At 69.5% G+C, this 25109-nt stretch carries 26 protein-coding genes; 12 read left to right on the top strand and 14 right to left on the bottom strand.

Annotation, left to right across the window (positions count from 1 at the left end; translation table 11 throughout):
- The first annotated feature begins 71 nt into the window (after positions 1-71).
- Complete coding sequence (locus ASF43_RS20140) at positions 72-995, top strand: VTT domain-containing protein (RefSeq protein WP_056184734.1); 924 nt, start codon at positions 72-74, stop codon at positions 993-995.
- 127 nt (positions 996-1122) lie between these two features.
- Positions 1123-2037: a LysR family transcriptional regulator gene (locus ASF43_RS20135; protein WP_056184732.1), complete on the top strand. Its 915-nt coding sequence runs from the start codon at positions 1123-1125 to the stop codon at positions 2035-2037.
- A gap of 3 nt (positions 2038-2040) precedes the next feature.
- On the opposite strand, the gene ASF43_RS20130 is transcribed toward ASF43_RS20135, so the two are convergent.
- The 5 genes from ASF43_RS20130 to ASF43_RS20110 are packed head-to-tail and all read right to left on the bottom strand — an operon-like array spanning position 2041 to position 7236.
- Complete coding sequence (locus tag ASF43_RS20130; protein ID WP_056185677.1) at positions 2041-2883, bottom strand: ABC transporter ATP-binding protein; 843 nt, start codon at positions 2881-2883, stop codon at positions 2041-2043.
- Positions 2884-2908: 25 nt separating this feature from the next.
- Entirely contained in the window at positions 2909-3709 is an 801-nt protein-coding gene (locus ASF43_RS20125; protein WP_056184730.1) for an ABC transporter permease, read from the bottom strand.
- Complete coding sequence (locus ASF43_RS20120) at positions 3706-4596, bottom strand: ABC transporter permease (protein WP_082498027.1); 891 nt, start codon at positions 4594-4596, stop codon at positions 3706-3708. Before ASF43_RS20120 ends, ASF43_RS20125 begins: the two co-directional genes overlap by 4 nt.
- 4 nt (positions 4597-4600) lie before the next feature.
- Complete coding sequence (locus ASF43_RS20115) at positions 4601-5695, bottom strand: ABC transporter substrate-binding protein (RefSeq protein ID WP_056185671.1); 1095 nt, start codon at positions 5693-5695, stop codon at positions 4601-4603.
- A gap of 26 nt (positions 5696-5721) precedes the next feature.
- A complete protein-coding gene (locus ASF43_RS20110) occupies positions 5722-7236 on the bottom strand; it encodes an amidohydrolase family protein (RefSeq protein WP_056184728.1) in 1515 nt (504 codons plus the stop codon).
- Between the two features lie 174 nt (positions 7237-7410).
- On the opposite strand from ASF43_RS20110, the gene ASF43_RS20105 reads away from it, so the two are divergent.
- Positions 7411-7701: a DUF1330 domain-containing protein gene (locus ASF43_RS20105; RefSeq protein ID WP_056184726.1), complete on the top strand. Its 291-nt coding sequence runs from the start codon at positions 7411-7413 to the stop codon at positions 7699-7701.
- 25 nt (positions 7702-7726) lie between these two features.
- Complete coding sequence (locus ASF43_RS20100) at positions 7727-8215, top strand: hypothetical protein (protein ID WP_056184725.1); 489 nt, start codon at positions 7727-7729, stop codon at positions 8213-8215.
- A gap of 47 nt (positions 8216-8262) precedes the next feature.
- Here the strand turns inward: ASF43_RS20100 and ASF43_RS20095 are convergent, their stop codons facing one another.
- From ASF43_RS20095 to ASF43_RS20080, 4 genes are all read right to left on the bottom strand, one after another.
- Positions 8263-9669 (bottom strand): efflux transporter outer membrane subunit, encoded by a 1407-nt coding sequence (locus ASF43_RS20095; RefSeq protein ID WP_056184723.1) that lies wholly within the window; start codon positions 9667-9669, stop codon positions 8263-8265.
- A gap of 153 nt (positions 9670-9822) precedes the next feature.
- On the bottom strand, positions 9823-13059 hold the full coding sequence (locus ASF43_RS20090) for an efflux RND transporter permease subunit (RefSeq protein ID WP_056184722.1): 3237 nt from the start codon (positions 13057-13059) through the stop codon (positions 9823-9825).
- 101 nt (positions 13060-13160) lie between these two features.
- Positions 13161-14408: an efflux RND transporter periplasmic adaptor subunit gene (locus tag ASF43_RS20085; protein WP_082498026.1), complete on the bottom strand. Its 1248-nt coding sequence runs from the start codon at positions 14406-14408 to the stop codon at positions 13161-13163.
- Positions 14409-14508: 100 nt separating this feature from the next.
- A complete protein-coding gene (locus ASF43_RS20080; protein ID WP_056184719.1) occupies positions 14509-15384 on the bottom strand; it encodes an alpha/beta hydrolase in 876 nt (291 codons plus the stop codon).
- Positions 15385-15569: 185 nt separating this feature from the next.
- Here ASF43_RS20080 and ASF43_RS20075 point away from each other — a divergent pair, with 185 nt between their 5' ends.
- A complete protein-coding gene (locus ASF43_RS20075) occupies positions 15570-16487 on the top strand; it encodes a LysR family transcriptional regulator (RefSeq protein ID WP_056184717.1) in 918 nt (305 codons plus the stop codon).
- Positions 16488-16588: 101 nt separating this feature from the next.
- Here ASF43_RS20075 and ruvA read toward each other — a convergent pair whose 3' ends face one another.
- Positions 16589-17164, bottom strand: coding sequence for a Holliday junction branch migration protein RuvA (gene ruvA / locus ASF43_RS20070; protein ID WP_056184715.1), 576 nt, complete (start codon positions 17162-17164; stop codon positions 16589-16591).
- Between the two features lie 55 nt (positions 17165-17219).
- Between ruvA and ASF43_RS20065 the strand changes: the two genes are divergently transcribed.
- Together ASF43_RS20065 and ybeY are read left to right on the top strand one after the other, a co-directional pair.
- A complete protein-coding gene (locus tag ASF43_RS20065) occupies positions 17220-18218 on the top strand; it encodes a PhoH family protein (RefSeq protein WP_082498025.1) in 999 nt (332 codons plus the stop codon).
- Complete coding sequence (gene ybeY / locus ASF43_RS20060; RefSeq protein ID WP_056184713.1) at positions 18215-18667, top strand: rRNA maturation RNase YbeY; 453 nt, start codon at positions 18215-18217, stop codon at positions 18665-18667. The genes ASF43_RS20065 and ybeY overlap by 4 nt, the downstream gene beginning before the upstream one ends.
- Here the strand turns inward: ybeY and ASF43_RS20055 are convergent.
- On the bottom strand, positions 18655-19140 hold the full coding sequence (locus ASF43_RS20055) for a MaoC family dehydratase (protein WP_056184711.1): 486 nt from the start codon (positions 19138-19140) through the stop codon (positions 18655-18657). The genes ybeY and ASF43_RS20055 overlap by 13 nt on opposite strands.
- Before the next feature lie 171 nt (positions 19141-19311).
- Here ASF43_RS20055 and ASF43_RS20050 point away from each other — a divergent pair, with 171 nt between their 5' ends.
- From ASF43_RS20050 to ASF43_RS20040, 5 genes are all read left to right on the top strand, one after another.
- Positions 19312-19953: an MBL fold metallo-hydrolase gene (locus ASF43_RS20050; RefSeq protein ID WP_056184710.1), complete on the top strand. Its 642-nt coding sequence runs from the start codon at positions 19312-19314 to the stop codon at positions 19951-19953.
- 465 nt (positions 19954-20418) lie between these two features.
- Positions 20419-20715, top strand: a complete 297-nt coding sequence (locus ASF43_RS30025) for a DUF6516 family protein (protein WP_082498024.1) — start codon at positions 20419-20421, stop codon at positions 20713-20715.
- Positions 20696-21043 (top strand): DNA-binding protein, encoded by a 348-nt coding sequence (locus ASF43_RS30020; RefSeq protein WP_082498023.1) that lies wholly within the window; start codon positions 20696-20698, stop codon positions 21041-21043. Before ASF43_RS30025 ends, ASF43_RS30020 begins: the two co-directional genes overlap by 20 nt.
- Positions 21044-21342: 299 nt before the next feature.
- Complete coding sequence (locus tag ASF43_RS31810; protein WP_235578319.1) at positions 21343-21699, top strand: GNAT family N-acetyltransferase; 357 nt, start codon at positions 21343-21345, stop codon at positions 21697-21699.
- 94 nt (positions 21700-21793) lie between these two features.
- The gene (locus ASF43_RS20040) at positions 21794-22309 is read left to right on the top strand and encodes a GNAT family N-acetyltransferase (RefSeq protein ID WP_082498022.1); all 516 of its coding nucleotides are present in this window, start codon (positions 21794-21796) and stop codon (positions 22307-22309) included.
- Positions 22310-22367: 58 nt separating this feature from the next.
- Here ASF43_RS20040 and ASF43_RS20035 read toward each other — a convergent pair whose 3' ends face one another.
- From ASF43_RS20035 to ASF43_RS20025, 3 genes are all read right to left on the bottom strand, one after another.
- Positions 22368-23636 (bottom strand): hypothetical protein, encoded by a 1269-nt coding sequence (locus ASF43_RS20035; protein ID WP_156373443.1) that lies wholly within the window; start codon positions 23634-23636, stop codon positions 22368-22370.
- Positions 23637-23725: 89 nt separating this feature from the next.
- On the bottom strand, positions 23726-24343 hold the full coding sequence (locus tag ASF43_RS20030) for an NAD(P)-dependent oxidoreductase (RefSeq protein WP_056184703.1): 618 nt from the start codon (positions 24341-24343) through the stop codon (positions 23726-23728).
- 42 nt (positions 24344-24385) lie between these two features.
- Positions 24386-25090, bottom strand: coding sequence for a DsbA family protein (locus tag ASF43_RS20025; RefSeq protein WP_056185664.1), 705 nt, complete (start codon positions 25088-25090; stop codon positions 24386-24388).
- Positions 25091-25109 lie beyond the last annotated feature (19 nt).

Raw genomic sequence — 25109 nt, 5'->3', positions numbered from 1 at the left:
GACAGGCCGGCCGGCGCACGCTCCTGGCCGATCCTGCCTACACTGGCCCGCCCTCGCGCCCCCCACTCACCTTGGACCTCCTGCTCGCCACCCTCACCCAGTACGGCCCGGCCTTCGTGTTCGGCGTCGTGCTCGTGCAGCAGCTCGGCGCGCCCATTCCGGTCTACCCGGTGCTGGTCGTGGCCGGTGCGCTGGCTGCGCGCGGCCAGATGTCGCTGGCGCCGCTGTTCGGGCTTGCCATGCTGGCCACGCTGCTGGCCGACCACCTGTGGTACTGGGCCGGCCAGCGCCTGGGCCGGCGCGTGCTGCGCCTGTTGTGCACGATCTCGCTGACGCCGGATTCCTGCGTGCGCCAGACCGAGTCCATCTTCACGCGCTGCGGCCCGCCCTCGCTGATGGTGGCCAAGTTCGTGCCCGGCTTCGCCTCGGTGGCCACGGCGCTGTCGGGCGCCTTGCGCATCCCGCGCGGCAGCTTCCTGCTGTTCGATGCGATCGGCGCGGCGCTGTGGCTGGGTGTGGGGCTGGCGCTGGGCTGGGTGTTCGCGTCGGCCATCGAGACGGCGCTGGGCACCGTGGCCGAGCTCGGCCGCTTCGGGCTGGCGCTGCTGCTCGTGGCGCTGGCGGCCTTCGTCGCGGCCAAATGGTGGCAGCGCCACCAGTTCCAGGTGCAGCTGCGCGGCGAGCGCATCACCGTGGCCGACCTGGCCGGGCGCATCGACCAGGGCGAGCCCACGGTGCTGCTGGACGTGCAGACGGCCTCGGCCCTGCCACATGACCGCATTCCCGGCGCACTGCAAATGCAGGGCCAGGCCCTGCCGCCCGTGTTCGACACCATGGCGCGCGACACCCTCGTCGTCGTCTACTGCGCCTGCCCGAACGAGGCCTCGGCCGTGCAGGTGGCGACCAGGCTGCGGCGCAAGGGCTTCAAGCGCGTGCTGCCACTGCTGGGCGGCGTCGACGCGTGGGCCGAGGCCGGTCGCCCACTGGAGCGCTGAGGGGCAACGGTCCACCGGGCCGCTGATCCTCAGGCCTGATGACGTGCACACGCATGCGCCCTTGCGCCGCCCCCGGTCGCGCGCGTACAACTCACCGCACGATGCAACCCACGCCACAAGGAAAGTGATGGACCAGCTCCAGTCCATGCGGATGTTCGCCCGCGTCGTCGAGGCGGGCAGCTTCACGAAGGCCGCCGAGTCGCTCGACGCCCCCAAGGCCACGGTGACCAAGCAGATCCAGCACCTGGAGGCGCGGCTGCGCGTGAAGCTGCTGAACCGCACGACGCGCCTGGTCACCGTGACGCCGGACGGCGCGGCCTACTACGAGCGCACCATCCGCCTGCTGAACGACCTGGACGACATCGAGGCCAGCGTCAGCAACGCGCAGGCCAACCCCAAGGGCCGGCTGCGCGTGGACATCGGCGCCTCGGTGGCGCAGCGCATCGTGATCCCGGCGCTGCACACCTTCTACGCGCGCTACCCCGACATCCAGCTCGACCTGGGCGTGGGCGACAAGCCGGTGGACCTGATCAGCGACAACATCGACTGCGTGGTGCGCGGCGGCGAGCTGACCGAGCAGTCGCTGGTAGCACGCCGCATCGGCACTCTGGGCTTCGTCACCGTGGCCGCGCCGGCCTACATCGCGCGCCACGGCATGCCGGCGCACCCGCGCGACCTGGACCAGGGCCACCGCACGATCAACTTTTTCTCGGCGCGCAGCGGCCGGCAGTTCGGCCACCACTTCTGGCGCGATGGCGAGCACATCGCGGTCGAGGGCCGCTACCAGCTCGCGCTGAACGAGAGCAACGCGCATGTGACCGCGCTGCTGGCCGGCCTGGGCGTCGCGCAGACGGCCAGCTTCGATGCCCAGCCTTACATCGACAGCGGCGCGCTGGTGCGGCTGCTGCCGGACTGGCAAGGGCCCACCGTGCCCGTGCACGTGGTCTACCCGCCGAACCGGCACCTCAGCGCCAAGGTGCGCGCCTTCGTGGACTGGTCGGCCGACCTCTTTGCCCGGCATCCGCTGGTGCAGCGCCAGTAGGCCTTACCAGGCCAGGCGCAGCCCGCCTGCCGTGCCGGCGCCTTCCGGCCAGCGCCTGGGCGCCAGCACCGGGTTGGCCGGCAGGTCCAGAAAGTCGCCCAGCACGTCGTCGCGCAGCGCGATGAAGCGCGGGTCGCTGCGGCTGCGCGGGTGCGGCAGGCCGACGTCGACGATGCGGCGGATGCGGCCCGGGTTGGGCTGCATCACAACCACGCGGTCGCCCAGGAACACGGCCTCCTCCACGTCGTGCGTGACCAGCAGCATGGTGATGCGCTCCTTCTGCCAGATGCGCTGCAGCTCGTTCTGCAGCCGCGAGCGCGTGAGCGCGTCGAGCGCGCCGAAGGGCTCATCCAGCAGCAGCACGCGCGGCCGGTTCACCAGGCCGCGCGCGATCGCCACGCGCTGCGCCATGCCGCCGGAGATCTGGTGCGGCCACGACTTTTCGAAGCCCTCCAGCCCGACCAGTGCCACATGTTCGGCCACGCGTTCGCGCTTCTCGGCGGCGGTGATCGGCGCATTGCGCAGGCCGACCGCGATGTTCTGCTCCACGTTGAGCCAGGGGAACAGCCGGTGGTCCTGGAACACGATGCCGCGCTCGGGGCCGGTGCCGGCGATGGACTTTCCGTCCAGCTCGATGCGGCCTTCGTACTGGTCGTCCAGGCCCAGCACCAGCCGCAGCAGCGTGGACTTGCCGCAGCCGCTGGCGCCCACGATGCTGAGGAACTGGCCAGAAGGCACATGCAGGTCGATGTCCTGCAGCACCTGCAGCTCGCCGCCCTGCGCCTGCGTGCTCGCGTAGCGCTTGGCCAGGTGGCGGATGTGGAGTTCGTTGGTGGGGGTTGCGATGTCGTTCACGGATGTCCTTGAGGTTTCAGCGGCCGGTCCAGCGGGACAGGCGTCGTTCCAATGCGCGGGCCGATGCATTCATGAGCCAGCCGACCAGCCCGATCACCACCATGCCGAAGATCACGAGGTCCATGCGGAAGTGTTCGCTGCCCTCGACCAGGGTGTTGCCGATGCCGCGCCCTGCCACCAGCAGGTACTCGGCGCCGATGGTGGCCAGCCAGGAATAGATCAGCGCCAGGTACACGCCCGTGAAGATGGCGGGCAGGGCAGCCGGCAGCACCACCTGCGTGATGGTCTGCCAGCGCGTGTAGCCGTACACGCGCGCCACTTCCAGCAGCGCCGGCGGCGTGGTGCGGATGCCGTCGCAAGTGTTGACCACCACCGGCACCAGCGCGGCCAGCGACAGGAACACCACCTTGGCCACGTCGCCCAGCCCGAACCACACCGAGATCAGCGGGATCCACGCGAACAGCGAGATCTGCTTGAAGGTGTTGAAGCTCGGGCCGACGATGCGGTTGAACAGCGGCGACAGGCCCAGCAGCGCGCCCAGCACCAGGCCGGCGGTGGTGCCGATCAAAAAGCCCGTGGCCTCGCGCGCCAGGCTGGCGGAAACGGCGCGAAGCAGCCGGCCCGTTTCGATCTGCTCCCAGGCCGTGGCCAGCACCTTGGTGGGCGAGACCAGCAGCGCCGAGTTCACGATCTCGTAGCGCGCGGACAGCCACCACAGCGCGATGAAGGCAATGGGCAGCACCAGGCCGCGCCAGCGGCCCGCCGATTGGGGGCGCAGCGGCTGCAGCGTGCCGAGTTCAGCGCGGTCCGTACTCATACCGCCACTCCAGGCTGGCTACGCCTGGCCCAGCGCTCGAAGCGGTCCAGCCCCCGATCGATCGCATAGCCGATGGCACCCACGACGATCACCGCCGCCATCACCAGGTCGAGCTGGAACAACTGCCGGCCGTACACGATCAGGTAGCCCAGCCCCTCGCTGGACGCCACCAGCTCCACCACCACCAGCGACAGCCAGGCCTTGGTGAAGCCCAGCCGCAGGCCCGTGAACAGCGTGGGCAGGGCATGCGGCAGCACGATGTCCAGCACCTGCTGGCGCGGCGTGAAGCCGTAGACGCGGCCCACCTCGCGCAGTGCCACCGGCGTCTGCCGAAAGCCCTGCAAGGTGTTCAGCGCCACGGGCACCAGCGCGGCCTTGGCGATCAGGATGTACTTGAGCGGCTCGCCGATGCCGACCAAGAGCAGCACGAAGGGCAGCCAGCCCAGCACCGGGATCTGCACCAGCGCGTTGAAGCTGGGCAGCAGGTAGGCCTCGACCGTGCGCGACAGGCCCATGGCCGCGCCCAGCGCCAGGCCCAGCAACGCGCCGATGGCAAAGCCCACCACCACGCGCTGCAGGCTGGCGCTGACGTTCAGCCACAGCTCGCCGCTGGGGGCCAGGTCGCGCAAGGTCTCCCAGACGAATTGCGGCGGCGGCAGCACCTGGGGCGAGATCCAGCCCTGGTCGGCGCCCGTAAACCACAGGGCGAGTAAGGCGGCGGGCAGCAGCCAGGGCAGCAGCGCATCGCTGAGCGACGCCAGCGACGACGGACTGCGAAGGAAGCGCCACGCCAGGGCACCCGCGGAACTGGCTCTGCCAGGCCGCTGGGTGCGCCACCCTCGCGCAGCAGAGGGGGGAGCGGCGAAGCCGCTTGGGGGGTGGTTCATGGTTTCAGCGCGCCGCCACCGATTGCCGGTCCACCGGCTTGCCCTTGGCGTCGTACGGCGTCCAGTGGTTCTCCAACCCCTGCTTCTTCAAAGCCGCGTTCAGGTACTTGGGCTCCAGCCAATCGTCCACCGTCACGCTGCGCCGGATCAGCTTGAGCTTGAGCGCATCATCGACCACGGCCTTGTAGCGCGCGCGGATGAAGCCGTCGAGCAGCGGCGAGTTGCGCTCGGCCAGCGACTGCTTGTCGAACTCGGCCTGGTACGACGCCACGGGCGTGCCGCTCTTGGCCCAAATGCCGAACAGCGCCTCGCGGTTCTTCTCGTCGGACGCCCAGTGCGCGGCGCGCACGAACACGTCGACCACGCGCTGCACCTCGGCCGGGTGGTTCTTCTCGAACGCGCCGTGCACCAGCAGCGCGGCCTGGCGCGTGAACGCCGGGTCCTGCCCCTGCGTCGAATAGATCACCTTGGCCAGGCCCTGGTCGCGCACCTTGAACCACTCCGATCCTCCGAACGCCGCATCCACACCGCTGGAGACCAGCGCCGCCTGCGAGCTGCCGGTGTCCAGGTTCACGCCCTTGATGTCGCGTTCCGTCAGGCCGTTGGCCGCCAGCACGTTGATGGCCACCAGATGGCCGTTCGTCCCGCGGAAGATCGAGACCTTGCGGTCCTTCAGGTCCTTGATGGACTGGATGTCGGAGGTGGGCGGCACCACCACGTACAGGTTGTTGCGCGTGCCGCTGGCCAGCAACAGCTTGGTGTCCAGCCCGTTGGCGCGGCCCACCAGCGAGGGCAGGTCGCCCTGGTAGGCGAAGTCGATCTGCTTGTTCGACAGCGCCTCGTTCACCGCCGGGCCGGCGCCCTTGAAGAACAGCCACTCGATCTTGATGTTAGAGGCCTTGAACTCCTGCTCGAGCCACTGGTTCACGCGCGCCACGCCGCCGGGCGAGCCGCCCCAGGTGACCGGGTCACCACCGCCGGCCGTGGCCACGCCGATGCGGATGACCTCGGGCGCAGCCTGCGCACTGCCGAAAGAGAAAGCGAGCGCGAGCGCGCCCAGGGCCTGCGCCCAGCGGCGCCGTGATGGGGTGAAAAGCATGGTGGTGTCCGTGAAAGTGCGAAAGATCAAATCTGCGCCAGGTCGAGCTTGCGGCCGACCTCGGTGCCGTTGAAGAAGGCCGGGTTGGCCTCGGTGTAGAAGCGGTGCGGGTTGCCGAAGGTGAAGGCCTTGAAATCCGCCGCGCTGAGCACGCCCTGCTCCACCAGGTCCCAGGTCTCGGCCAGCGGCTCGGTGAACTCGGGCACGTCCCAGTGGCCCACGTCGGACGACCAGATCGCATTGATCTTGGTGCCGAGTGGGTTCACGCGGGTGTTGAAGGCGGCGGCCACGGTGCGGTCGTCGGCCTCGGAGCCGAAGTAGAAGTTGTCGACCCAGCGCGCGCGGATGTCCTCCACGCGTTCGATGCCGGCCAGCGCAAAGTCGTCGATCTCGTCGTCGTGCGGCTCGCGGCTGTGCGGCAGGGCCGACAGCCCCAGGCTGTCGCGCAGCAGCGTGGGTTTGTGGATGGCGCGGCCCTGCAGCAGGTCGCCGCCATGGGTATCGAACAGCGCGGCCAAGAGGTCGATGTCGGCCTCGGCCGGGTCGTAGTTGCGCACGGCCGTGCGGTTGCGCTTTTCCCAGCGGTCCACCAGGTGCGTGTAGACATGGGCGCCCCAGTCCGCGCCGCCCTCGAGCAAGCCCACGCGCAGGCCCGGGAAGCGCCGCGTCACGCCGCCGAAGAACAGCGCCTTGGCGAACGCCTGCGAGCCATCGGCGAAGTGGCCGATGTGGTTGAACATGTAGTTGCTGATGGACTGGCGCCCGGTCCAGCCCTGGCTGCCGTAATGCGTGGTGACGGGCACGCCCAGCTGCACCACGCGGGCCCAGAACGGGTCGTAGTCGTGCGGGCTGTCGATGCCGTAGAAGTCGATATACCCGGCGTGCCTGGCGATCTCGGGGTGGTCCTTGGCCGGGTACTTCTCGGCGATCGCCGGGATGGGCCGGCGCACGCCGCCGGGGATGTTGATGACCTTGAGCCCGAGCGTGTTGACCGCGAAGTCCAGCTCCTCGATGGCCTCTTGCGGCGTGTGCATCGGGATGCCGGCCACGGGCGTCAGCCGGTCGGCATAGGTGCGGTATTGGTCGGCGTGGAAGTGGTTGATCGCGCGGTGCAGCGGCTGGCGGTATTCGCTGCCGGCCGCGGCCGGCGACAGCACGTCGTTGGGGAACAGGATGGAGTAGTCCGAGCCCTGCTCGGCCAGCCGCTCGTGCAGCAGCGCGGGGATGGTGTAGGTGGCCAGGTCGTAGGTGTTGCGCGTGACGCGGGCCCACCAGGGCGCGCGCAGCGTGCGGTGGTGCTGGCGCTCGGCGGGGGTCTGCTGGTACCAGTCCTTGCCGCCACCGTCGCGCGTGACGAAACGGCCGCCCAGCGCCTTGCGCAGCGCGTCGACGAGCTTGGGGCCGCCGTAGTTGGCGATGTAGTCCTCCAGCACCGGCGCGAAGTCGTTCACGTGCACGTCGGTGTCGATGACGGGGTGGTCCAGGCGGGCCTTGACGGCGGCCGAGCGCGAGGCCTTGGCGGGGTTCAGGCGGGTGTTCACGTGGGGGCTCCTGAGGGTGTGCGAAAGAGCCCCTACCTTAGGAGGCCTGCCTGGCGCGGCCAACGAAGGGTTTCGCATTTGCAAGCGTGCTCAGCGGATAAGCGGCACGGCAGCAGCCGCGCCGCGCTGCGTTCACAATCGCCGATTCGCACCCCCTCACACCCAGGAGCACCCATGCCCAAAGCCTATTGGATCTCGACCTACCGTTCCGTCAGCAACCCCGACAAGCTGGCCGCCTACGCCACGCTCGCCGGCCCGGCCATCACGGCCGGCGGCGGCCGTTTCCTCGCGCGCGGCCTGCCGGCCCAGGTCTATGAAGCCGGCCTGCAGCAGCGCACGGTGCTGATCGAGTTCGACAGCGTCGCGCAGGCCACGGCCACGCACGACAGCCCGGCCTACCAGGCGGCGCTGGACGCGCTCGGCGACGGCGCCGAGCGCGAGATCCGCATCGTGGAAGCGGCGTAAGCCACACCCCGCAACACGCCCGGCCATGCAACCGCGTGCCCTGCGCTGGACCGGCCTGGCCGTGGCCGCCCTCTTGGCGGCCTGCGGCACGGTGGAAAGCCTCAAGCCCGGCATGACGCGGGACGAGGTCATGGCGCGCTGGGGCCAGCCCACGCGCGTCGTGCCGCTGGCCTTCGGCGAGCGCCTGCAATACGTCTACCAGCCCTTCGGCCAGGAGACCGTGATGGTCGACATCGACCCGGCAGGCCGCGTGGTCCAGGCCCGGCAGGTGCTCAACGAGCGCGACTTCGCGCGCATCAGCACGCAGGGCGACTGGACCGGCGCCGACATCGACCGCGAATTCGGCCCGCCCGCATCGGTCGGGTCCGTCGGCAACTGGGACGGCCCCGTGCTCACCTACCGCTGGCGCGGCGGCATGGTGGACCAGATGTTCTACGTCTACCTGGACCGCGCCGGCGTGGTGCGGCGCGCACATGCGGGGATGGACCCGCGGCAGTTTCGGCAGGAACGTTAGCCGACGGGCTCCGACTCCCTCGCCCCCCTGGGGAGAGGGAGCAAGACTCACACCGACCAGCCGCCACCCAGCGCCCGCACCAGCCCCACTGTCGCTTGGTATTGCGCAGCCTTCACCTGCAGCGCCTGGCGCCGGTTGCGCAGCTCGCTGCGGCGCGCGTCCAGCAGTTCGATCTGGCTGACCAGGCCGTTGCGGTAGCGCGTCTCGGACAAGGCCGAGGCGCGCGCGGCGGCATCCACCGCGCGGCCCTGGGCCTGCGACTGCTCGCCCAGCAGGCGCAGCGCCGACAGCTGGTCTTCCACGTCGCGGAACGCGCCCAGCACCTGGCCGCGGTAGCCGGCCGCAGCGGCGTCCAGCTGTGCGGCGGCGCCCTGCAGGTTGGCCTCGCGCCGGCCACCGTCGAACACCGGCAGCGACAGCAGCGCGCCGATGCCCCAGGCGCGTGCCGACCACTTGAACAGATCGCCCAGGTCGGTGGAGGCGAAGCCGCCCGAGCCGGTCAGCGCGATGTCGGGGAACCAGGCCGTGCGCGCCACGCCCACGCGGGCCTGCGCGGCCAGCATGGCGCTCTGCGCGGCGGCCACGTCGGGCCGGCGTGCGAGCACGGTGCCGGGCACGCCGGCCGGGATGGTGGGCAGCGCGCTCTGCCAGGCCTGCACCGGCAAGGCGAACGAGGAAGCCGCATCGCCGACCAGCACGGCCAGCGCGTTTTCCAGCGCGGCGCGGCTGCGGTCCAGCGCCAGTGCCTCGGCCTCGTTGGCCGCCACCTCGCTCTGCACGCGCACCACGTCCAGCTCGGCGATGTCGCCCGCGTCCAGGCGCCGCTGCGTGAGGCGCAGGGTGTCGGCGTAGGCGGCAACGGTCTCGCGCACGAGGGCGCGTTCGTCGTCCAGCGCGCGCAGGCTCAGGTAGGTTTGCGCGGTCTCGGCCTGAACCAGCAGGCGCGTGCTCTGCAGCAGCGCCTCGCGCGAGGCGGCATCGAGCCGCGCAGCGTCGCTGGCCTGCGACAGGCGGCCGAACAGGTCCAGCTCGTACGAGAAGTTGGCACCGGCGTTGAACACGCTGCCGGGGCGGCTGCCCTGCGCGGTGTCGGCCCCAGTCTGGCGCACGGCGCCCGCGCCGACGCCGATCTGCGGCGCGCGGTTGGCATCGGCGCTGCGCAGCAAGGCCCTGGCCTGGGCCAGCCGGGCACCGGCCTCCTGGATGCTGGCGTTGCGTGCGCCGGCACGCTCGACCAGCGCGTTGAGCACCGGGTCGTTGAACGCCAGCCACCAGGCGCCGCGCTCGGCCTGCTCGGCCGGCAGCGCCGTGGTGAAGCGCGCGCCGCCTTCCTTGAACTGCGCGGGGATGGTGGGCAGCGCGTGGTCGGGGTTGGCCGGCAGCGGGGCGCTGGCACAGCCGGCCAGGATCAACGCGGCCATCAGCGGAGTCAGGATGTTGTGGATTCGGTTCATGTCAGTTCTCCAATACGCTTCAACTGCAGCGGTCTTGCTCCCTCGCCCCTTTGGGGAGAGGGTGGGGGTGAGGGGCGGCGGCGTCGGCCATCGGCAGGCCGTGCGCGCCCTCACCCCAACCCTCTCCCAGAGGGAGAGGGAGTGAAGAGGTTTTCATTCGATCGGATGGCGCGGCGCAGCGGGCAACGCCTGGACGGACGCGCCGCCACCGCCGTGGGCGGGAACCACAGGCGCATGCGCCGCGCCGTGGTGCGCCAGCGGGCGGTTGCTCGCCAGCTTGCGCATCAGCACATAGAACACAGGCGTGAGGAACAGGCCGAAGGCCGTCACGCCGATCATTCCGAAGAACACGGCCACGCCCATGGCGCTGCGCATCTCGGCGCCCGCGCCGCTCGCCAGCATCAGGGGCAGCACGCCCATGACGAAGGCCAGCGAGGTCATCAGGATGGGCCGCAGCCGCAGCCGGCTGGCCTCGATGGCGGCCTGCACCGGCGTGCGCCCGCTGAACTCCAGCTCGCGTGCGAACTCCACGATCAGGATCGCGTTCTTCGCACTGAGCCCCACGAGCACCATGAGCCCGATCTGCGTGAACACGTTGTTGTCGCCATCGGTCAACCACACGCCCGTCATCGCGGCCAGGATGCCCATGGGCACGATGAGCACGATGGCGGCCGGCAGCGTCAGGCTCTCGTACTGCGCGGCCAGCACCAGAAACACCAGCAGGATGGCGATGGGGAAGATCAGCAGCGCCGAATTGCCGGCCAGGATCTCCTGGTAGGTCAGCTCGGTCCACTCGAAGCCCACGCCGGGCGGCAGCGTTTCCTTGGCGATGCGCTCGATGGCGTCCTGCGCCTGGCCCGACGAATAGCCGGCCGCGGGCGCGCCGTTGATGTCGGCGGCCAGGAAGCCGTTGTAGCGCATGGCGCGCTCGGGGCCGGCGCCGGTCTGCACCTTCATGAGGGCCGACAGCGGCACCATCTCGCCGGTGGCCGAGCGCACCTTCAACAGGCCGATGTCCTCGGCGCGCGCACGGTAGGCCGCGTCGGCCTGCACGCGCACGGTGTAGGTGCGGCCGAACTTGTTGAAGTCGTTCACATACAGCGAGCCCAGGTAGACCTGCATGGTGTCGAACACGTCGGTCACCTTCACGCCGAGCTGGCGCGCCTTGGCGCGGTCGATGTCGGCGAACAGCTGCGGCACGTTGACCTGCCAGCTCGTGAACATGCCGGCGAGTTCAGGCGTCTGGTAGGCCTTGGCCATGAAGGCCTTCACGGCGCCGTCCATCTGCTGGTAGCCCAGCGCGCCACGGTCCTGCAGCTGCAGCTTGAAGCCACCCGTCGTGCCCAGGCCGGCCACGGGTGGCGGCGGGAACATCACGATGAAGGCGTCCTGGATCTCGCCGAAGGCCTGGTTCAGCTGCTGCGCCACGGCCGCGCCGTTCTGGTCCGCGTTCGGGCGCTCATCGAAGGGCTTAAGCATGGCGAAGGCGATGCCGGCGTTCGAGCTGTTGGTGAAGCCGTTGATCGACAGGCCGGGGAAGGACAGCGTGCCCTCGATGTTGGGGTTCTTCTCCATGATCTCGCCCATGCGGCGGATCACGGCATCGGTGCGGTCCAGCGTGGCGCCGTCGGGCAGCTGCGCGAAGCCGATCAGGTACTGCTTGTCCTGCGTGGGCACGAAGCCCGAGGGCACGGCCTTGAACAGGCCGAAGGTGGCACCGACGAGCACCAGGTAGACCACCATCAGCAGGCCCTTGCGCTTGAGCACGCCGCCCACGCCACGCCCATAGGCCTCGCTGCCGCGGCCGAACATGCGGTTGAAGCCCCTGAACAACCAGCCGAAGGCCTTGTCCATGCCGCGCGTGAGTGCGTCCTTGGGCGCGTCATGGCCGCGCAGCAGCATCGCGGCCAGGGCCGGCGACAGCGTCAGCGAGTTGATCGCCGAGATCACCGTGGAGATGGCGATCGTCACCGCGAACTGCTTGTAGAACTGCCCGGTCAGCCCGGTCATGAAGGCCAGCGGCACGAACACCGCCACCAGCACCAGCGCGATCGCGATGATGGGGCCGGAGACTTCGCGCATGGCCTGGTAGGTCGCATCGCGCGGCGACAGGCCGGCCTCGATGTTGCGCTCCACGTTCTCCACCACCACGATGGCGTCGTCCACCACGATGCCAATCGCCAGCACCAGGCCGAACAGGCTCAGCGCGTTGATCGAGAAACCCAGCAGGTGCAGCACGGCAAACGTGCCCACCACCGACACCGGCACCGCCAGCAGCGGGATGATGGACGCGCGCCAGGTCTGCAGGAACAGGATCACCACCAACACCACCAGCAGCACGGCCTCCAGCAGCGTGTGCACCACCGATTCGATGGAGGCGCGCACGAACTGCGTGGGGTCGTAGGCGATGCGGTACTCCACGCCCTCGGGCATGGTCTTGGCCAGCTCGTCCATGGTCTTGCGCACGGCGGCCGAGATCTCCAGCGCGTTGGAGCCGGGCGACTGGAACACGCCCGTGCCCACGGCCTGGTCGTTGTTGAGCAGCGAGCGCAGCGAATAGTCGGCCGCGCCAAGTTCGATGCGCGCGATGTCGCGCAGCCGCGTGATGGCGCCATCGGCGCCGGTCTTCACGATGATGTCGCCGAACTCTTCCTCGTTCTGCAGGCGGCCCTGGGCGTTGACCGAGAGCTGCACGTCCACGCCTTGCAGGCCGGGCGATGCACCCACCACGCCGGCCGCGGCCTGCACGTTCTGGCTGCGGATGGCTTCCACCACGTCGTTGGCCGACAGGCCGCGCTGCGCGACCTTCTGCGGGTCCAGCCACACGCGCATCGAATATTCGCCGCCGCCCCAGGTCTGCACCTGGCCCACGCCTTCGATGCGGGCCAGCCGGTCCTTCACGTTGAGCAGCACGTAGTTGCGCAGGTAGTTCACGTCGTAGCGGCCGTTGGGCGACACGAGGTGGACCACCATGGTCAGGTCGGGCGAGCTTTTGACGGTCGTGATGCCGAGCCGGCGCACCTCCTCGGGCAGCCGCGGTTCGGCCTGCGCCACGCGGTTCTGCACGAGCTGCTGGGCCTTGTCGGGGTCGGTGCCCAGGCGGAAGGTGACGGTCAGCGTCATCGCGCCATCGGTCGTGGCCTGGCTGCCCATGTAGAGCATGCCTTCCACGCCGTTGATCTGCTCCTCGATGGGCGTGGAGACGGTCTCGGCGATCACGCTGGGGCTGGCGCCCGGGTAGCGCGCGTTGACGACGACCTGCGGCGGTGCGACTTCGGGGTATTCGGAGATCGGCAGCGACTGCATGGCGATCAGGCCGGCGAGGAAGATCAGCACCGACAGCACACCGGCAAAGATCGGCCGGTCGATGAAGAATTTGGAGAGGTTCATGGCGGTTCTCTGGTGAGAGGGCGCAGCAGCCCCCGCCGCACGGCGCCGGGTGGGCGCGCGCGGTGTGGGGGACGCGGGAGCGTCAGTCGATCAGGCGGGGATCAGGATTGCGGCGTGGCGGCGGCCGCCTTGGCTTGCTGTCCAGTGGCAGAGGGCTTGGCGTCCATCGCCACGGCCTGCGGCGCCACTTCCATGCCGGGGCGCACGCGCTGCAGCCCATTGACGACGATGCGCTCGCCGCCCCTCAGGCCACTGGTCACGATACGCAAGCCGTTCACGTTGGCACCCAGCGTCACCTGGCGCCACTCGGCCTTGTTCTGCGCGTCCACCACGATCACGAACTTCTTGTCCTGGTCGGTGCCGACCGCGCGCTCGTTGACCAAGAGGGCCGTGCTGCTCTTGACCTGCCCCATGCGCAGGCGGGCGAACTGGCCGGGCATGAGCGTGCCGTCGGCGTTGTCGAACTGGGCGCGCACGCGCACCGTGCCGCTCTTGGCGTCTACCTGGTTGTCCACCCATTGCAGGCGGCCGACCAGCGGCGTGTCGTCATGCGATGCGGTGCCCATCTGCACCGGAATGCGGTCGATCTGGTTGCGGTTGCCGCCGGCCGGCAGGTCGCGCAGCGCCCGCGAGACGACCTGTTCGTCGGCGTCGAAGCTGGCGTAGATCGGGCTCACCGAGACCAGCGTGGTCAGCACCGGGGCGCCGGGGCCGGCCGAGACCAGGTTGCCCACCGTGATCTCCACCTTGCCGGCGCGGCCCGCGACCGGGGCACGCACCTGGGTGTACGACAGGCTCAGGCGGGCCGACTGCAGCGCGGCCTGGGCGCCACGCAGGTTGGCCTGGGCTTCGCGGTGCGCGTTGGCGCGTTCGTCGTACTCGCGCTGGGCAATGGCGCGCTCGTCCAGCAGGCGCTGGGCGCGGTCGAGTTCGCTGCGCGTGAACGACTGGCGTGCCTCGGCGGCCACCATCTGGGCTTCGACGCGTTCCATGTCGGCGGCGTAGGGTGCCGGGTCGATGGTGACCAGCAGGTCGCCCTTCTTGACCAGCGCGCCTTCGCGGAAGTGCACGGACTGCACGGTGCCGGCCACGCGCGAGCGCAGGTCGACCCGTTCCACGGCCTCGAGCCGGCCGGAGAACTCGTCCCAGGTGGCGACCTCGCTCTGCGCCACAGTGGCGACGGAGACCGGCGTGGCCGGCACTGCCGCGGGCAGGGCATCGGCATGCACCTGCGGCGACTGCAGCGTGAACGCCAGGCCGCAGGCGGCCATGGCCAGCACCAGCACGGTGCCGACGGCCAGCACGCGGTTGCGCGGCGGGCGGGTGGAGGTGGAAGTGGAATCGGTCATGGCATCCCTCGGTTCAATCAAAAAAACAAAAAGCGTCTCCCCTGCCGGCACGCCATGCGGCGCCCGGTCCCGGGTCCTGTCCTGGAAAAAGCGCGGCGGTCTAGGCCGCTGGTGGTCGCGTCCCGGCCGTCATGGCGGCGGCAAAAAAGGCTAGCAGCGATGGCCGCACCATGGCCGCGCACGCGCATTCCATGGGCTGCGTGGAGACCAGGCTGTCGGGCCAGCCGGTCGCCGGCGTCAGCTCTTCGAACGTGACCGGCACGCCGGCTGCCTGCAGCTTGCCGGCGTAGGTGCGGGCCTCGTCGCGCATGGGGTCGTCGCTGGAGGTCAGCACCAGCGTGGGCGCCAGGCCGGTCAGCCGCAACGATCCGCCGGGCACGGCATAAGGGTGGGTGGAGTCCTGCGGACATCGCAGGTAATTGCGCCAGCCCTCGGCCCACTTGCACTGCGTGGACGCGCCCACGGCCTCGCGCACCGACTGCGTGCCCACGCACGGGTCCAGCATGGGCGAGATCAGCACCTGCCCGGCGATCGGCGGGTGGTGGCGGTCGCGCGCGATGACGGTGACGGCAGCGGCCAGGTTGCCGCCGGCCTCTTCGCCGGCCAGGAACACGGGGGCGCCGGTGCCGGCCAGCTTGGTGCGCTGCTTCCAGGCCCATTCCAGCACGCCGTAGCCCACGTCGATGGCCTGCGGAAACGGGTGGGCCGGTGCCAGCGGGTAGGCGATGGAGACGACGATGGCGCCGCTGTCGGCCAGCAGGCTGGCGAAGTTGCGGCCGTTGTCCAGCCCGCCGGCCACGAAGGCGCCGCCGTGGAAGTGCACCACCAGCGGCTGCACCTGGCCGCGCTTGCGCTGGCCATAGATGCGCGTGGGCACCGGGGCCAGCTGCGGCAGCTCCACCGTCACGTCACGCCACGCCGCGGCCGCACCGCCGGCAGGGGCAGAGACAGGGGACACGGGGGCGGTGGCAGACATGGCGGGCTCCGATAGCGAAACAGTGGCAGGTGGGAACAGCAGCGATGTTGCAAATGTAGGCGCATCATCGGGCGGGATAAACCGAGGCTGCGCCCCTTCTCTGTTTCCAAACAACCAACAATCGCCGCAAACCAGCGTGTGAGAATTCCTACAGAAGCTCCGCAGGAGCCCACCAGGAGGTACCCATGGACCAGCTCCAGTCCATGCGCATGTTCACCCGCGTCGTCGAGGCGGGCAGTTTCACCAAGGCGGCCGAGTCGCTCGACGTGCCCAAGGGCACGGTCACCAAGCAGATCCAGCACCTGGAGGCGCGCCTGCGCGTGAAGCTGCTCAACCGCACGACGCGCCGCGTGACCGTGACGCCCGACGGCGCCGCCTATTACGAGCGCACCATCCGCCTGCTCAACGACCTGGACGACATCGAGGCCAGCATGGCCAACGCGCAGGCCAACCCCAAGGGCCGGCTGCGCGTGGACATCGGCGCCTCGGTCGCGCGGCTGATCGTGATCCCGGCGCTGCACACCTTCTATGCGCGCTACCCCGACATCCAGCTCGACCTGGGGGTGAGCGACCGGCCGGTGGACCTGATCACCGACAACGTGGACTGCGTGATCCGCGGCGGCGATTTGCAGGAGCAGTCCCTCGTGGCGCGCCGCATCGGCAACATCCACCTGGTGATCGTGGCCTCGCCCGAGTACCTGCGCCGCCACGGCACGCCGGCCCACCCGCTGGACCTGGAGAAGGGCCACCGCACGATCAACTTCTTCTCGGCGCGCACGGGCCGGCCCTACCCGCACGAGTTCAACCGCGACGGCGAGCGCATCGAGATCGCGGGCAACAACTACCAGCTGGCCGTCAACGAAAGCAACGCGCTGACCGAGGCCGTGCTGGCCGGCCTGGGCATCAGCCAGCTGGGCTCCTTCGGCATCTCGCACTACCTGGAGAGCGGCGCGCTGGTGCGCGTGCTGACGGACTGGAAGCCCGACCCGATCCCGGTCTACGTGGTGTACCCGCCGAACCGGCACCTGTCGGCCAAGGTGCGGGCGTTCGTGGACTGGGCGGCGGAGCTGTTTGCGAGCAAGCCGGAGTTGCAGGGGAATTAGCGCATATCCCCCCGTGCCGCGGGTGCTCCCGAACGCGCTTCGCTTCGCTCGCCACCGGCCTCGCTCCACCGGCACAGAGAAGCCGCCCGGCCATCCGGGCGTCACCCCTTGGACAAGGCCTTCAACGCCAGCTTGATCCCGTCGCTGACGCCCACGTCCTTGGGCAGGGCCTTGAGCGAGGCCGCGGCCTCCTTGTCGCTGTAGCCCAGCGCCAGCAGCGCCTGCAGGATGTCGGCCTGGTTGTCGTGCGTGACGGCGGCGTGCGGGCCGATGTCGGCGCCCAGCTTGCCCTTGAGCTCCAGCAGCAGCCGCTCGGCCGTCTTCTTGCCGATGCCGGGCACCTTGATCAGGCGGCCCGCCTCCTGCAGCGTGATGGCCTGGGCCAGGTCGGCCACGCCCATGCCCGACAGCACCGACAGCGCCGTGCGCGGCCCCACGCCCGTGATCTTGATGAGGTGGCGAAACGCGTTGCGCTCGTCCGCGGTGCCGAAGCCGTAGAGCAGCTGCGCGTCCTCGCGCACCACGAAGTGCGTGAGCAGCGTGACCCGCTCGCCCAGCGCCGGCAGGTTGTAGAAGGTGCTCATGGGCACATCGACCTCGTAGCCCACGCCATGGCAGTCCAGCAGCACCTGCGGCGGGTTCTTCTCGGCCAGCAGGCCCTGCAGTCTTCCGATCATTGATAACCCATGTGATTGCGTGCGGTGACAATTGTCGCCTTGCCCTGGGCCCCACATGATCATCCGCCACAACTTCACGCCTCCCAACAACACCCGGCTGGACCATGTCTGCGGCCCCATGGACGCGCACCTGCGCACGATCGAGACCGCGCTGGACGTCAAGATCGCGCACCGCCACGAGCAGTTCAAGATCGACGGCCACAAGGCCAAGGCCAATCGCGCGCTGGAGGTGCTGCAGGCCATGTACGAGATCGCGCAGCGCCCCATTGCCACCGACACCGTACAGTTGATGCTGGCCGGCGATGGCGAGATGCTGGGCGCGCAGGACGGCCCCTCGCTGCTCACGCGGCGCACCGACCTGAAGCCGCGCACGATGAACCAGGCGACCTACCTGGACAACATCGCCAGCAACGACATCACCTTCGGCATCGGCCCGGCCGGCACCGGCAAGACCTACCTGGCCGTGGCCTGCGCCGTCGACGCGCTGGAGCGCAGCGCCGTGCAGCGCATCGTGCTCACGCGCCCGGCCGTCGAAGCCGGCGAGCGCCTGGGCTTCCTGCCTGGCGACCTGGCGCAGAAGATCGACCCCTACCTGCGCCCGCTGTACGACGCGCTGTACGACCTGATGGGCGCCGACAAGGTGCAGAAATGCTTCGAGCGCAACGCGCTGGAGATCGCGCCGCTGGCCTTCATGCGCGGGCGCACCCTGAACAACGCCTTCGTGATCCTGGACGAGGCGCAGAACACCACGCCCGAGCAGATGAAGATGTTCCTGACGCGCATCGGCTTCGGCGCCAAGGCCGTCATCACCGGCGACGTGAGCCAGATCGACCTGCCCAAGCAGCAGCTGTCGGGCCTGATCGATGCCGAGCGCGTGTTGAAGCGCGTCGAGGGCATCGCCATCACGCGCCTGACCAGCGCCGACGTGGTGCGCCACCCGCTCGTGGCGCGCATCGTCGACGCCTACGACGCGCGCGGCGTGGGCCGCGAGGTGGACGACTCGCCCCTGGACGCCGCCGAGAAGCTGGTGCGCACGCGCCGGGTGACCCGATGAACGCGCTGTCGCTCTCGCTGCAGTTCGCCGCATTCGACGGCGTGGCCATGCACCGCGCCGCGCTGCCGCGCCACAAGGTCACGCGCTGGATCCGCCATGCGCTGGAGACGGACGCCGAGATCACCGTGCGCATCGTCGGCGCCGACGAAGGCCAGGCGCTGAACCGCGACTACCGCCAGCGCGACTACGCCACCAACGTGCTGACCTTCGACTACACGCGAGAGCCCATCGTCACGGCCGACCTGGTGCTGTGCGCGCCCGTGATCGAGAAGGAAGCGCGCGACAACGGCAAGACGCTGCAGGCCCACTACGCCCACATGCTGGTGCACGGCACGCTGCATGCGCAGGGCTGGGACCACGAGACCGGCGAGCAGGACGCCGAGGAAATGGAAGCGCGGGAGACCGCCATCCTGGCCGCGCTGGGCTTTGACAACCCCTACGCCGGCTGAGCAGCGGGCCGCTTTGTCACCACCAGCTTCGGCTTGAAGCTCTGCAGCAGCTCGCCGCGCTGGTTCAGCGTGCGGCAGTGCATCTGCACCATGGCGCGCCCGGGCTTGGAGCGCGAGGGCACGATCTCCACGACCTCGCTCTCGACATGCAGCACGTCGTCCGGCCGCGTGGGCTGCGCCCAATGCAGCTCGCCGCCCGAGCCGATGATGCCCTCGGCCAGCGGCATGCCGCTGTCCACCAGCAGCCGCATGGTGATGGCAGCCGTGTGCCAGCCACTGGCGGCCAGGCCCTGGAAGAAGGTGGCCTTGGCGGCCTCCTCGTCGGTGTGGAAGGGCTGGGGATCGAACTGCTGCGCAAAGGTCTTGATCTGCTCGGCGTCCAGCGCATGCGTGCCGCTGGTGAAGCGGTCGCCGACCGCGAGGTCTTCGAGATAGAGCGCGCGTCGGGCGCCGGTTGCTGGGGCATCGGCCATGGGGGCTCCTTGCAGGGTGGGATGCAGCGCGCACCGGGCAATGCCCGCACGCCACCGGCATTCTCGCGCGCCCGCGGGGCGCCGGCCGCACAGGGGCGGCTGGCCACCAGCGGCGGGACACGGGCCTGCAGGCCGATGCCAAGGCCCATGCCCGTGTGAAACTCCACGGCCATGCTGCGCTACCACACCATCCCCGTCACCCGCTTCCAGCAGAACTGCTCGCTCGTCTGGTGCGACCAGACCCTGCAAGCCGCCGTGATCGACCCCGGCGGCGACCTGGACCTGCTGCTGGCCGCCGTCGCCGAGCGCGGCCTCGCGCTCGAGCAGATCTGGCTCACCCACGCCCACATCGACCATGCGGGCGGCACGGGCGAGCTGGCCGAAAGGCTGGGCCTGCCCATCCTTGGCCCGCACCCGGGCGACCAGTTCTGGATCGACGGGCTGGAGCAGCAAAGCCGCATGTTCGGCTTCCCGCCCGCCCGGCCGTTCACGCCCACGCGCTGGCTGCACGACGGCGACACGGTCACGCTGGCCGGCCACTTGCTGCACGTGCGCCACTGCCCGGGCCACACGCCCGGCCACGTGGTGTTCCATGCGCCCGACATCCAGCGCGCCTTCGTCGGCGACGTGCTGTTCGCCGGTTCCATCGGCCGCACGGACTTCCCGCAGGGCGACCACGACCAGTTGATCGAGAGCATCGTCCAGCGGCTGTGGCCCATGGGGGATGAAACGGTGTTCATCCCCGGCCACGGGCCGGAGAGCAGCTTCGGGCGGGAGCGGCGGAGCAATCCGTATGTGCGGGATCGGGGGTAGGTGGTGCGTCACGCGGATGCGCCTGCGCGTCCTGACCTCCCCGGCTACGCCGATCCTGCGGGCTTGCAGGTCAACGTCCATTGCGCCGGGCGAGTGCGGGACCGATTCCCCGCACACATCCAGGGCTCGCCATTCCTGCTGACGCGCCATTGCCTCACGTCAGGTGGCTTGGGCCCGAAATGCAAAGACCAGGAAATGCCGCCGCGGGAAAAGCTCCAGTCGAACGGCTGGCGGCGAACCTCGCGCCCTGATGGATGCCGGATCGATCCGGCGTTCGATGCGCGACTATGGAGTTGCACTACGCGCACGTCGCGTTCAGAAAGCGCTATCGGCAGATAGTGGCGCATGCTCAAATGTTGGGCGGAAAACGTGAACAATCGACAGACAACACAGCCGGCCTCGCGGAGACTTTGAGTGCGTTGGAGTTGTTGACAACGTCATCTTTGTGTTGTCACAATCTCCAACATGAAGGCTATCCCGCTCATTCGCCGTCGTGTTGTCCTTGCTTCCGACGCATTCGCAGAGATCGCCGTTTGGCGAGTACCTGAACCTGTTCCGCCTTCTGAGCATCCGTTCAAGTATCGGCTTGCCTATGTTGTACGTGGGGAATGCGTCCTCAGGTACGACAACGAACGAGGCAAAGGTGATCACCGGCACTTTGGCGAGCAGGAGCTTGACTACGTCTTCTCAACGCCAGAGCAGTTGATGCTCGACTTCAACGCTGACATTACGAGGTGGAATCATGAACACGGTCATTCTTGAGGTTCGTTCGCTGGCGGACACTCTTGCAGACGCGGCCCGCGCAATGCACTCTGGCCGCGCTGAGCGCGAGGCTCGCATCGGCTTTGCTACGCCCGAATTACTGTGGCAGGTGCTTTCCGCTAAACGTTGGGAGTTGCTCAAAGCAATGTGTGGGGCTGGTGCCATGTCCATCCGCGAGGCGGCACGGAGGGTTGGGCGGGATGTGAAGGCAGTGCATGGGGACGTAACGGCCTTGTTGAACGCCGGCATTCTTAGTCGCACAGTAGAAGGTGGCGTTGTGTTCCCTTTTGAGGCTGTGAAGGTCGAATTTGTGCTTGAGGCGGCGTAGTCGTGCACGCTGCAAGGCCGAATCGGTCGTTCGAGCCGACAGCCCTCGGCAAGCCTCGGTCTGCGGCTCAACTTCAACGGTCAGGCAACTAGGCGATGCTTCAACTCGTAGTCCCAGCCGACCCATATCTCCCGAGCTACACAGCCGCACTTCGGCGCGGTTGGTCGCCGAACAATGAACGCGGTCTGGCAGCTTCTCTGGAAGAACTCGATCAGATCGCGGCAAACCCCCCAGCCTTCCTCGCCTCCCTCGATGACAGAGAAGCCAGGGGCGGGCCTGTGAAGATGCCTGATGGCTCCATGGTCCCGCGCCTGCCGGGCTTCAGGCGCTGGATGTGGGACGGCGAGTTTGCGGGAAGCATCGGCCTTCGGTGGCAGAACGGCACGGCAGCGCTTCCGCCTTACTGCCTTGGCCACATCGGCTATTCGGTCGTCGAGTGGAAGCAGCGGCGTGGCTATGCCACGGCAGCGCTGCTGCTTATTCTCGAAGATGCTCGCGCGATGAAACTGCCGTACGTGGAGATCACCACAGACCCCGACAACCTGCCTTCGCAGAAGGTGATATTGGCCGCGGGCGGAAATCTGTTTGAGCGATTCAACAAGCCGCCCCAATTTGGCAGCAAGCCGTGCCTCAGATTTCGGATCGCCCTGGCGTAGTTTCGTCCAGACCATTGATGGAGCCCAGTCGGTTTGCTATGGCCCCAATCTGGCAAGGTGCCCCTGGCATATGCTGACGACAACGAGTACCACCATGAGTCCCTCGCTCGCGCCCTCCATGCCCATAGCCTACGTGCTCAACCAAGCGCCTGACGCAGCCATCACCGTCCGCCCGATCCAGCAAGCCGACCTGCAGGATTGGCTCCCGCTCTGGGACGGCTACAACGCCTTCTATGGGCGCGAGGGCGCCACGGCGCTCGACCGCAAGATCACGCAGACCACATGGCAAAGGTTCTTCGATCCAAGCGAACCTGTGTTCGCCCTGGTCGCGGTGCTGGATGGGAAAGTCATCGGCCTTGTGCATTTCCTGTACCACAGGAGCACGACCCGCATCGAGCCGACCTGCTACCTGCAAGACCTGTTCACGCTGCCGCAGGCGCGGGGTCGCGGCGTCGGTCGCGCCCTCATTGAAGCGGTGTACGTGTCAGCACGCGCCAGCGGGGTCAAAAGGGTCTACTGGCAGACGCACGAGACCAACGCGGCCGGCAGGCTACTCTACGACCGCGTGGCCAAGCACTTCGGCTTCATCGTCTACGCGCACGACGTGTAAGCACTTCTTCGCTGGCCGCACAGCCGGCCCAGCCGCTCGCGGCAGCGGCACACCCGCATCAACTCCGCGGCTCAGCCATCCAGAACACCCAGCGCAGATCGCTGACCTGGAACGGCCAGGGGAAGGGATCGCCGGGCTGCAACCACGCACTGCGCGCGCGGGCGACCCAGGTACGCGCCGCCGCCGCGTCGCCGGCGCAGTGCGCGGCTACGGCGATGGATGGCCACCAGAAGCCGTCGGGGTCCACGTTGCGCTGCGACCAGTCGTTCGCGCCCTGCCAGCGGCTGGCGGCGCGGCGCCAGGCGTCGGCCGCATCGGAGGCCGCCGGCCCCCGCACATCCCACAGCAGCGGCCAGGCCTGGGCCACGGTGTCGGCGTACCACCGTGAGAAGTCGGGCGCGCCAGCCTCTACGTCCACGCGCCAGGCCTGGCTGGGCACGTGCCACAGCTGCTGGCGCACGGCGTCTTCGGTGCGCTGCGCTGCGGCCCGGCTGGCCTGGGCGCCGATGGTGTCGGCGTAGACCTGCTGCTGCACGCGGGCCCAGGCGCGCCAGCCGGCGGCCACTTCGACGGCATCCATCAGGTAGGCCACCGGGTAGTCCGGCTTGGCGAGCGTCAGTCCATGGGCCTGCGTGAGCGCAGCGATGGTGGCGGCTGCCGTCTGCAGCGCAGTGCGCACGGCGCTCTCGTGCAGCAGTGCGGCGTCGGGCACGGCGGCGCGGTAGGCGTCGGCCATGAGCAGCAGGGACGCGGCGGTGCTGTCGTACGAGTCGACCTGCGGGCAGCTGCCGGCCGGCCGGCCGGGCGGGCACAGCGACTCCTGCAGGTCGCCCACGCGCAGCCAGTGGTCCAGCACCACGCCCTGGCCCGCGCCGACGCCGGTGGTGTGGCGGGCCTGCCAGCGCAGCCAGTCGGCCGCACGCGGCGCCAGGGCCGGCGACACGCGCAGGGCCTCGGCCATGGCCAGGTTGGCGTGGTAGGCGGCGACGAATTGCCAATCCTGGTCGTCGGGGTCGGTGTGGCCGGGGGACAGGTGGGCGCGGATGGCGCCATGCGCGTCCTTGCCCGGCGCCTGCACGCTCAGCTGCGTGAGCGTGGCCAGGGCGGCGTCGCGGAACTCGGCATCGACCAGGCCGCCTTTGCCGCAGGCCTGGGCGACGACCTCGGGCTCCGGTGTGGGGATGGGCGTGGGCACGGCTTCAGGGGCCGGCGCCGGCACGACCGCGGGCGCGGAGTCCGCCCCATCGCCACCACCGCCGCCGCATCCGGCCAGCCACAGGGCCGAGGCCAGCAGCGCCGCGCGCAACACCGTCGATCCAGACACCATGGCCGCCTCCAATGCCGAGCAAAGCGGCCGAGCGTAGCAGGCGGTGGAGCACTCGGCGGCACACGCTGCAGACGGCCGCCGGGCCGCTCTCAATACCCCACGGTGAAGCGCTGGCGTGTGTGCCTGGGCTGCTCGATCTCGTCGACCAGCGCGATGGCGTAGTCCTCCATCGAGATGCGGCTGTTGCCTGCTGCGTCGGCCAGCAGTTGGTCGCCGCCGATACGGAACTTGCCGGTGCGCTCGCCGGGCTCGAACAGGGCCGAGGGCGAGAGGAAGGTCCAGTCCAGTGCGGGCTCGGCGCGCAGCGTTTGCAGGAAGACGCGGCCGGCGGCGGCCTCGGGCTTGTAGGCATCGGGGAAGCCGGGTGCGTCGAGCAGCGCCTGGCCGGGCGCGACCTCCAGGCTGCCGGCGCCGCCGACCACCACGAGGCGCGGCACGCCGGCCTGCCGGGCCGCGGCGATCAGCGTGGCGGCGTCGCTGCCGCCGTCGAAGCGCGTGGCGCTGACCAGCACGTCGTGGGCGCGCAACAGCGGCACCAACGCATCGACGCTGGTGGCGTCGGCGGACTGCAGCGTGAGGCCGGGCTGGGCCGCCGCCTTGCGGGCATCGCGCGCGATCCCCGTGACGGTGTGGCCGCGCTGCAGCAGCTCGGCGGCGATGCGGGAACCGGCGCGGCCGGTGATGCCGAGAAGGGCGACTTGGGTCATGGAATGCTCCTGAGAAGAACGGTTGCGGAAAGGGAAAGCGGTTCAGATGTCGCAGGCGTCCGGCCCACAGGCCATGGCGGACGTGGCGGCGGCGACGGTGGGCTGCGCCTGGGCCAGCAGGCCCTGCAGGTGCGCACGCCACGGCGCGGGCCGCCCCAGCCAGGGGCCGATGTCCAGCGGCACCAGGGCGCCACCTTCGCGCTGCAGCGCGAAGGTCGGGAAGCCCTGCCCGCCCGCGCGCGCCAGCCACTGCCGGCTGTCGGCGATGTGTGCCTGCGTGGGGGCGCCGGCAAGGCGCTCGTACGCATCGGCGAAAGCGGTCGCGTCCAGGCCCAGGTCGGCGGCGAGTGACTGCAGCACGGCCACGTCCGCGATGCGCCGGCCTTGGGCGTAGTGCGCGCGCTGCACCCGGTGCGCCATGTCCAGCCCGCGGCCGGCGAGCGCTTCGGCGGCCAGCACGGCCGTGGTCGGCGGGGCCGAGTCCATGACGGCGTCCGTGTCGCGCAGCAGGCCGTCGAAGTAGGCGTCGCCGAAAGGCTGGCCCGTCAGCGCGGCGATGCGCCGGTCGTGCGGCATCACGTAGTCGCGCCACTGCGGCGTGATGGCGCGCCGGTTCGCGCCGGTCATCATGCCGCCGCCGTGGAACTGCACACGCAGGCCGGGCAGATCGCGCGCGGCGTCGACCAGCGGGGCGGCGGCATAGCACCAGCCGCACAGCGGGTCGAAGACGTAGTGCAGCGTGGGAATGGAAGAGATCGACATGGCA

Origin of the sequence: Pseudorhodoferax sp. Leaf267, assembly GCF_001422405.1 — a bacterium.
Classification (GTDB): domain Bacteria; phylum Pseudomonadota; class Gammaproteobacteria; order Burkholderiales; family Burkholderiaceae_C; genus Pseudorhodoferax.
This window is presented reverse-complemented; position numbering and strand designations above follow the sequence as displayed.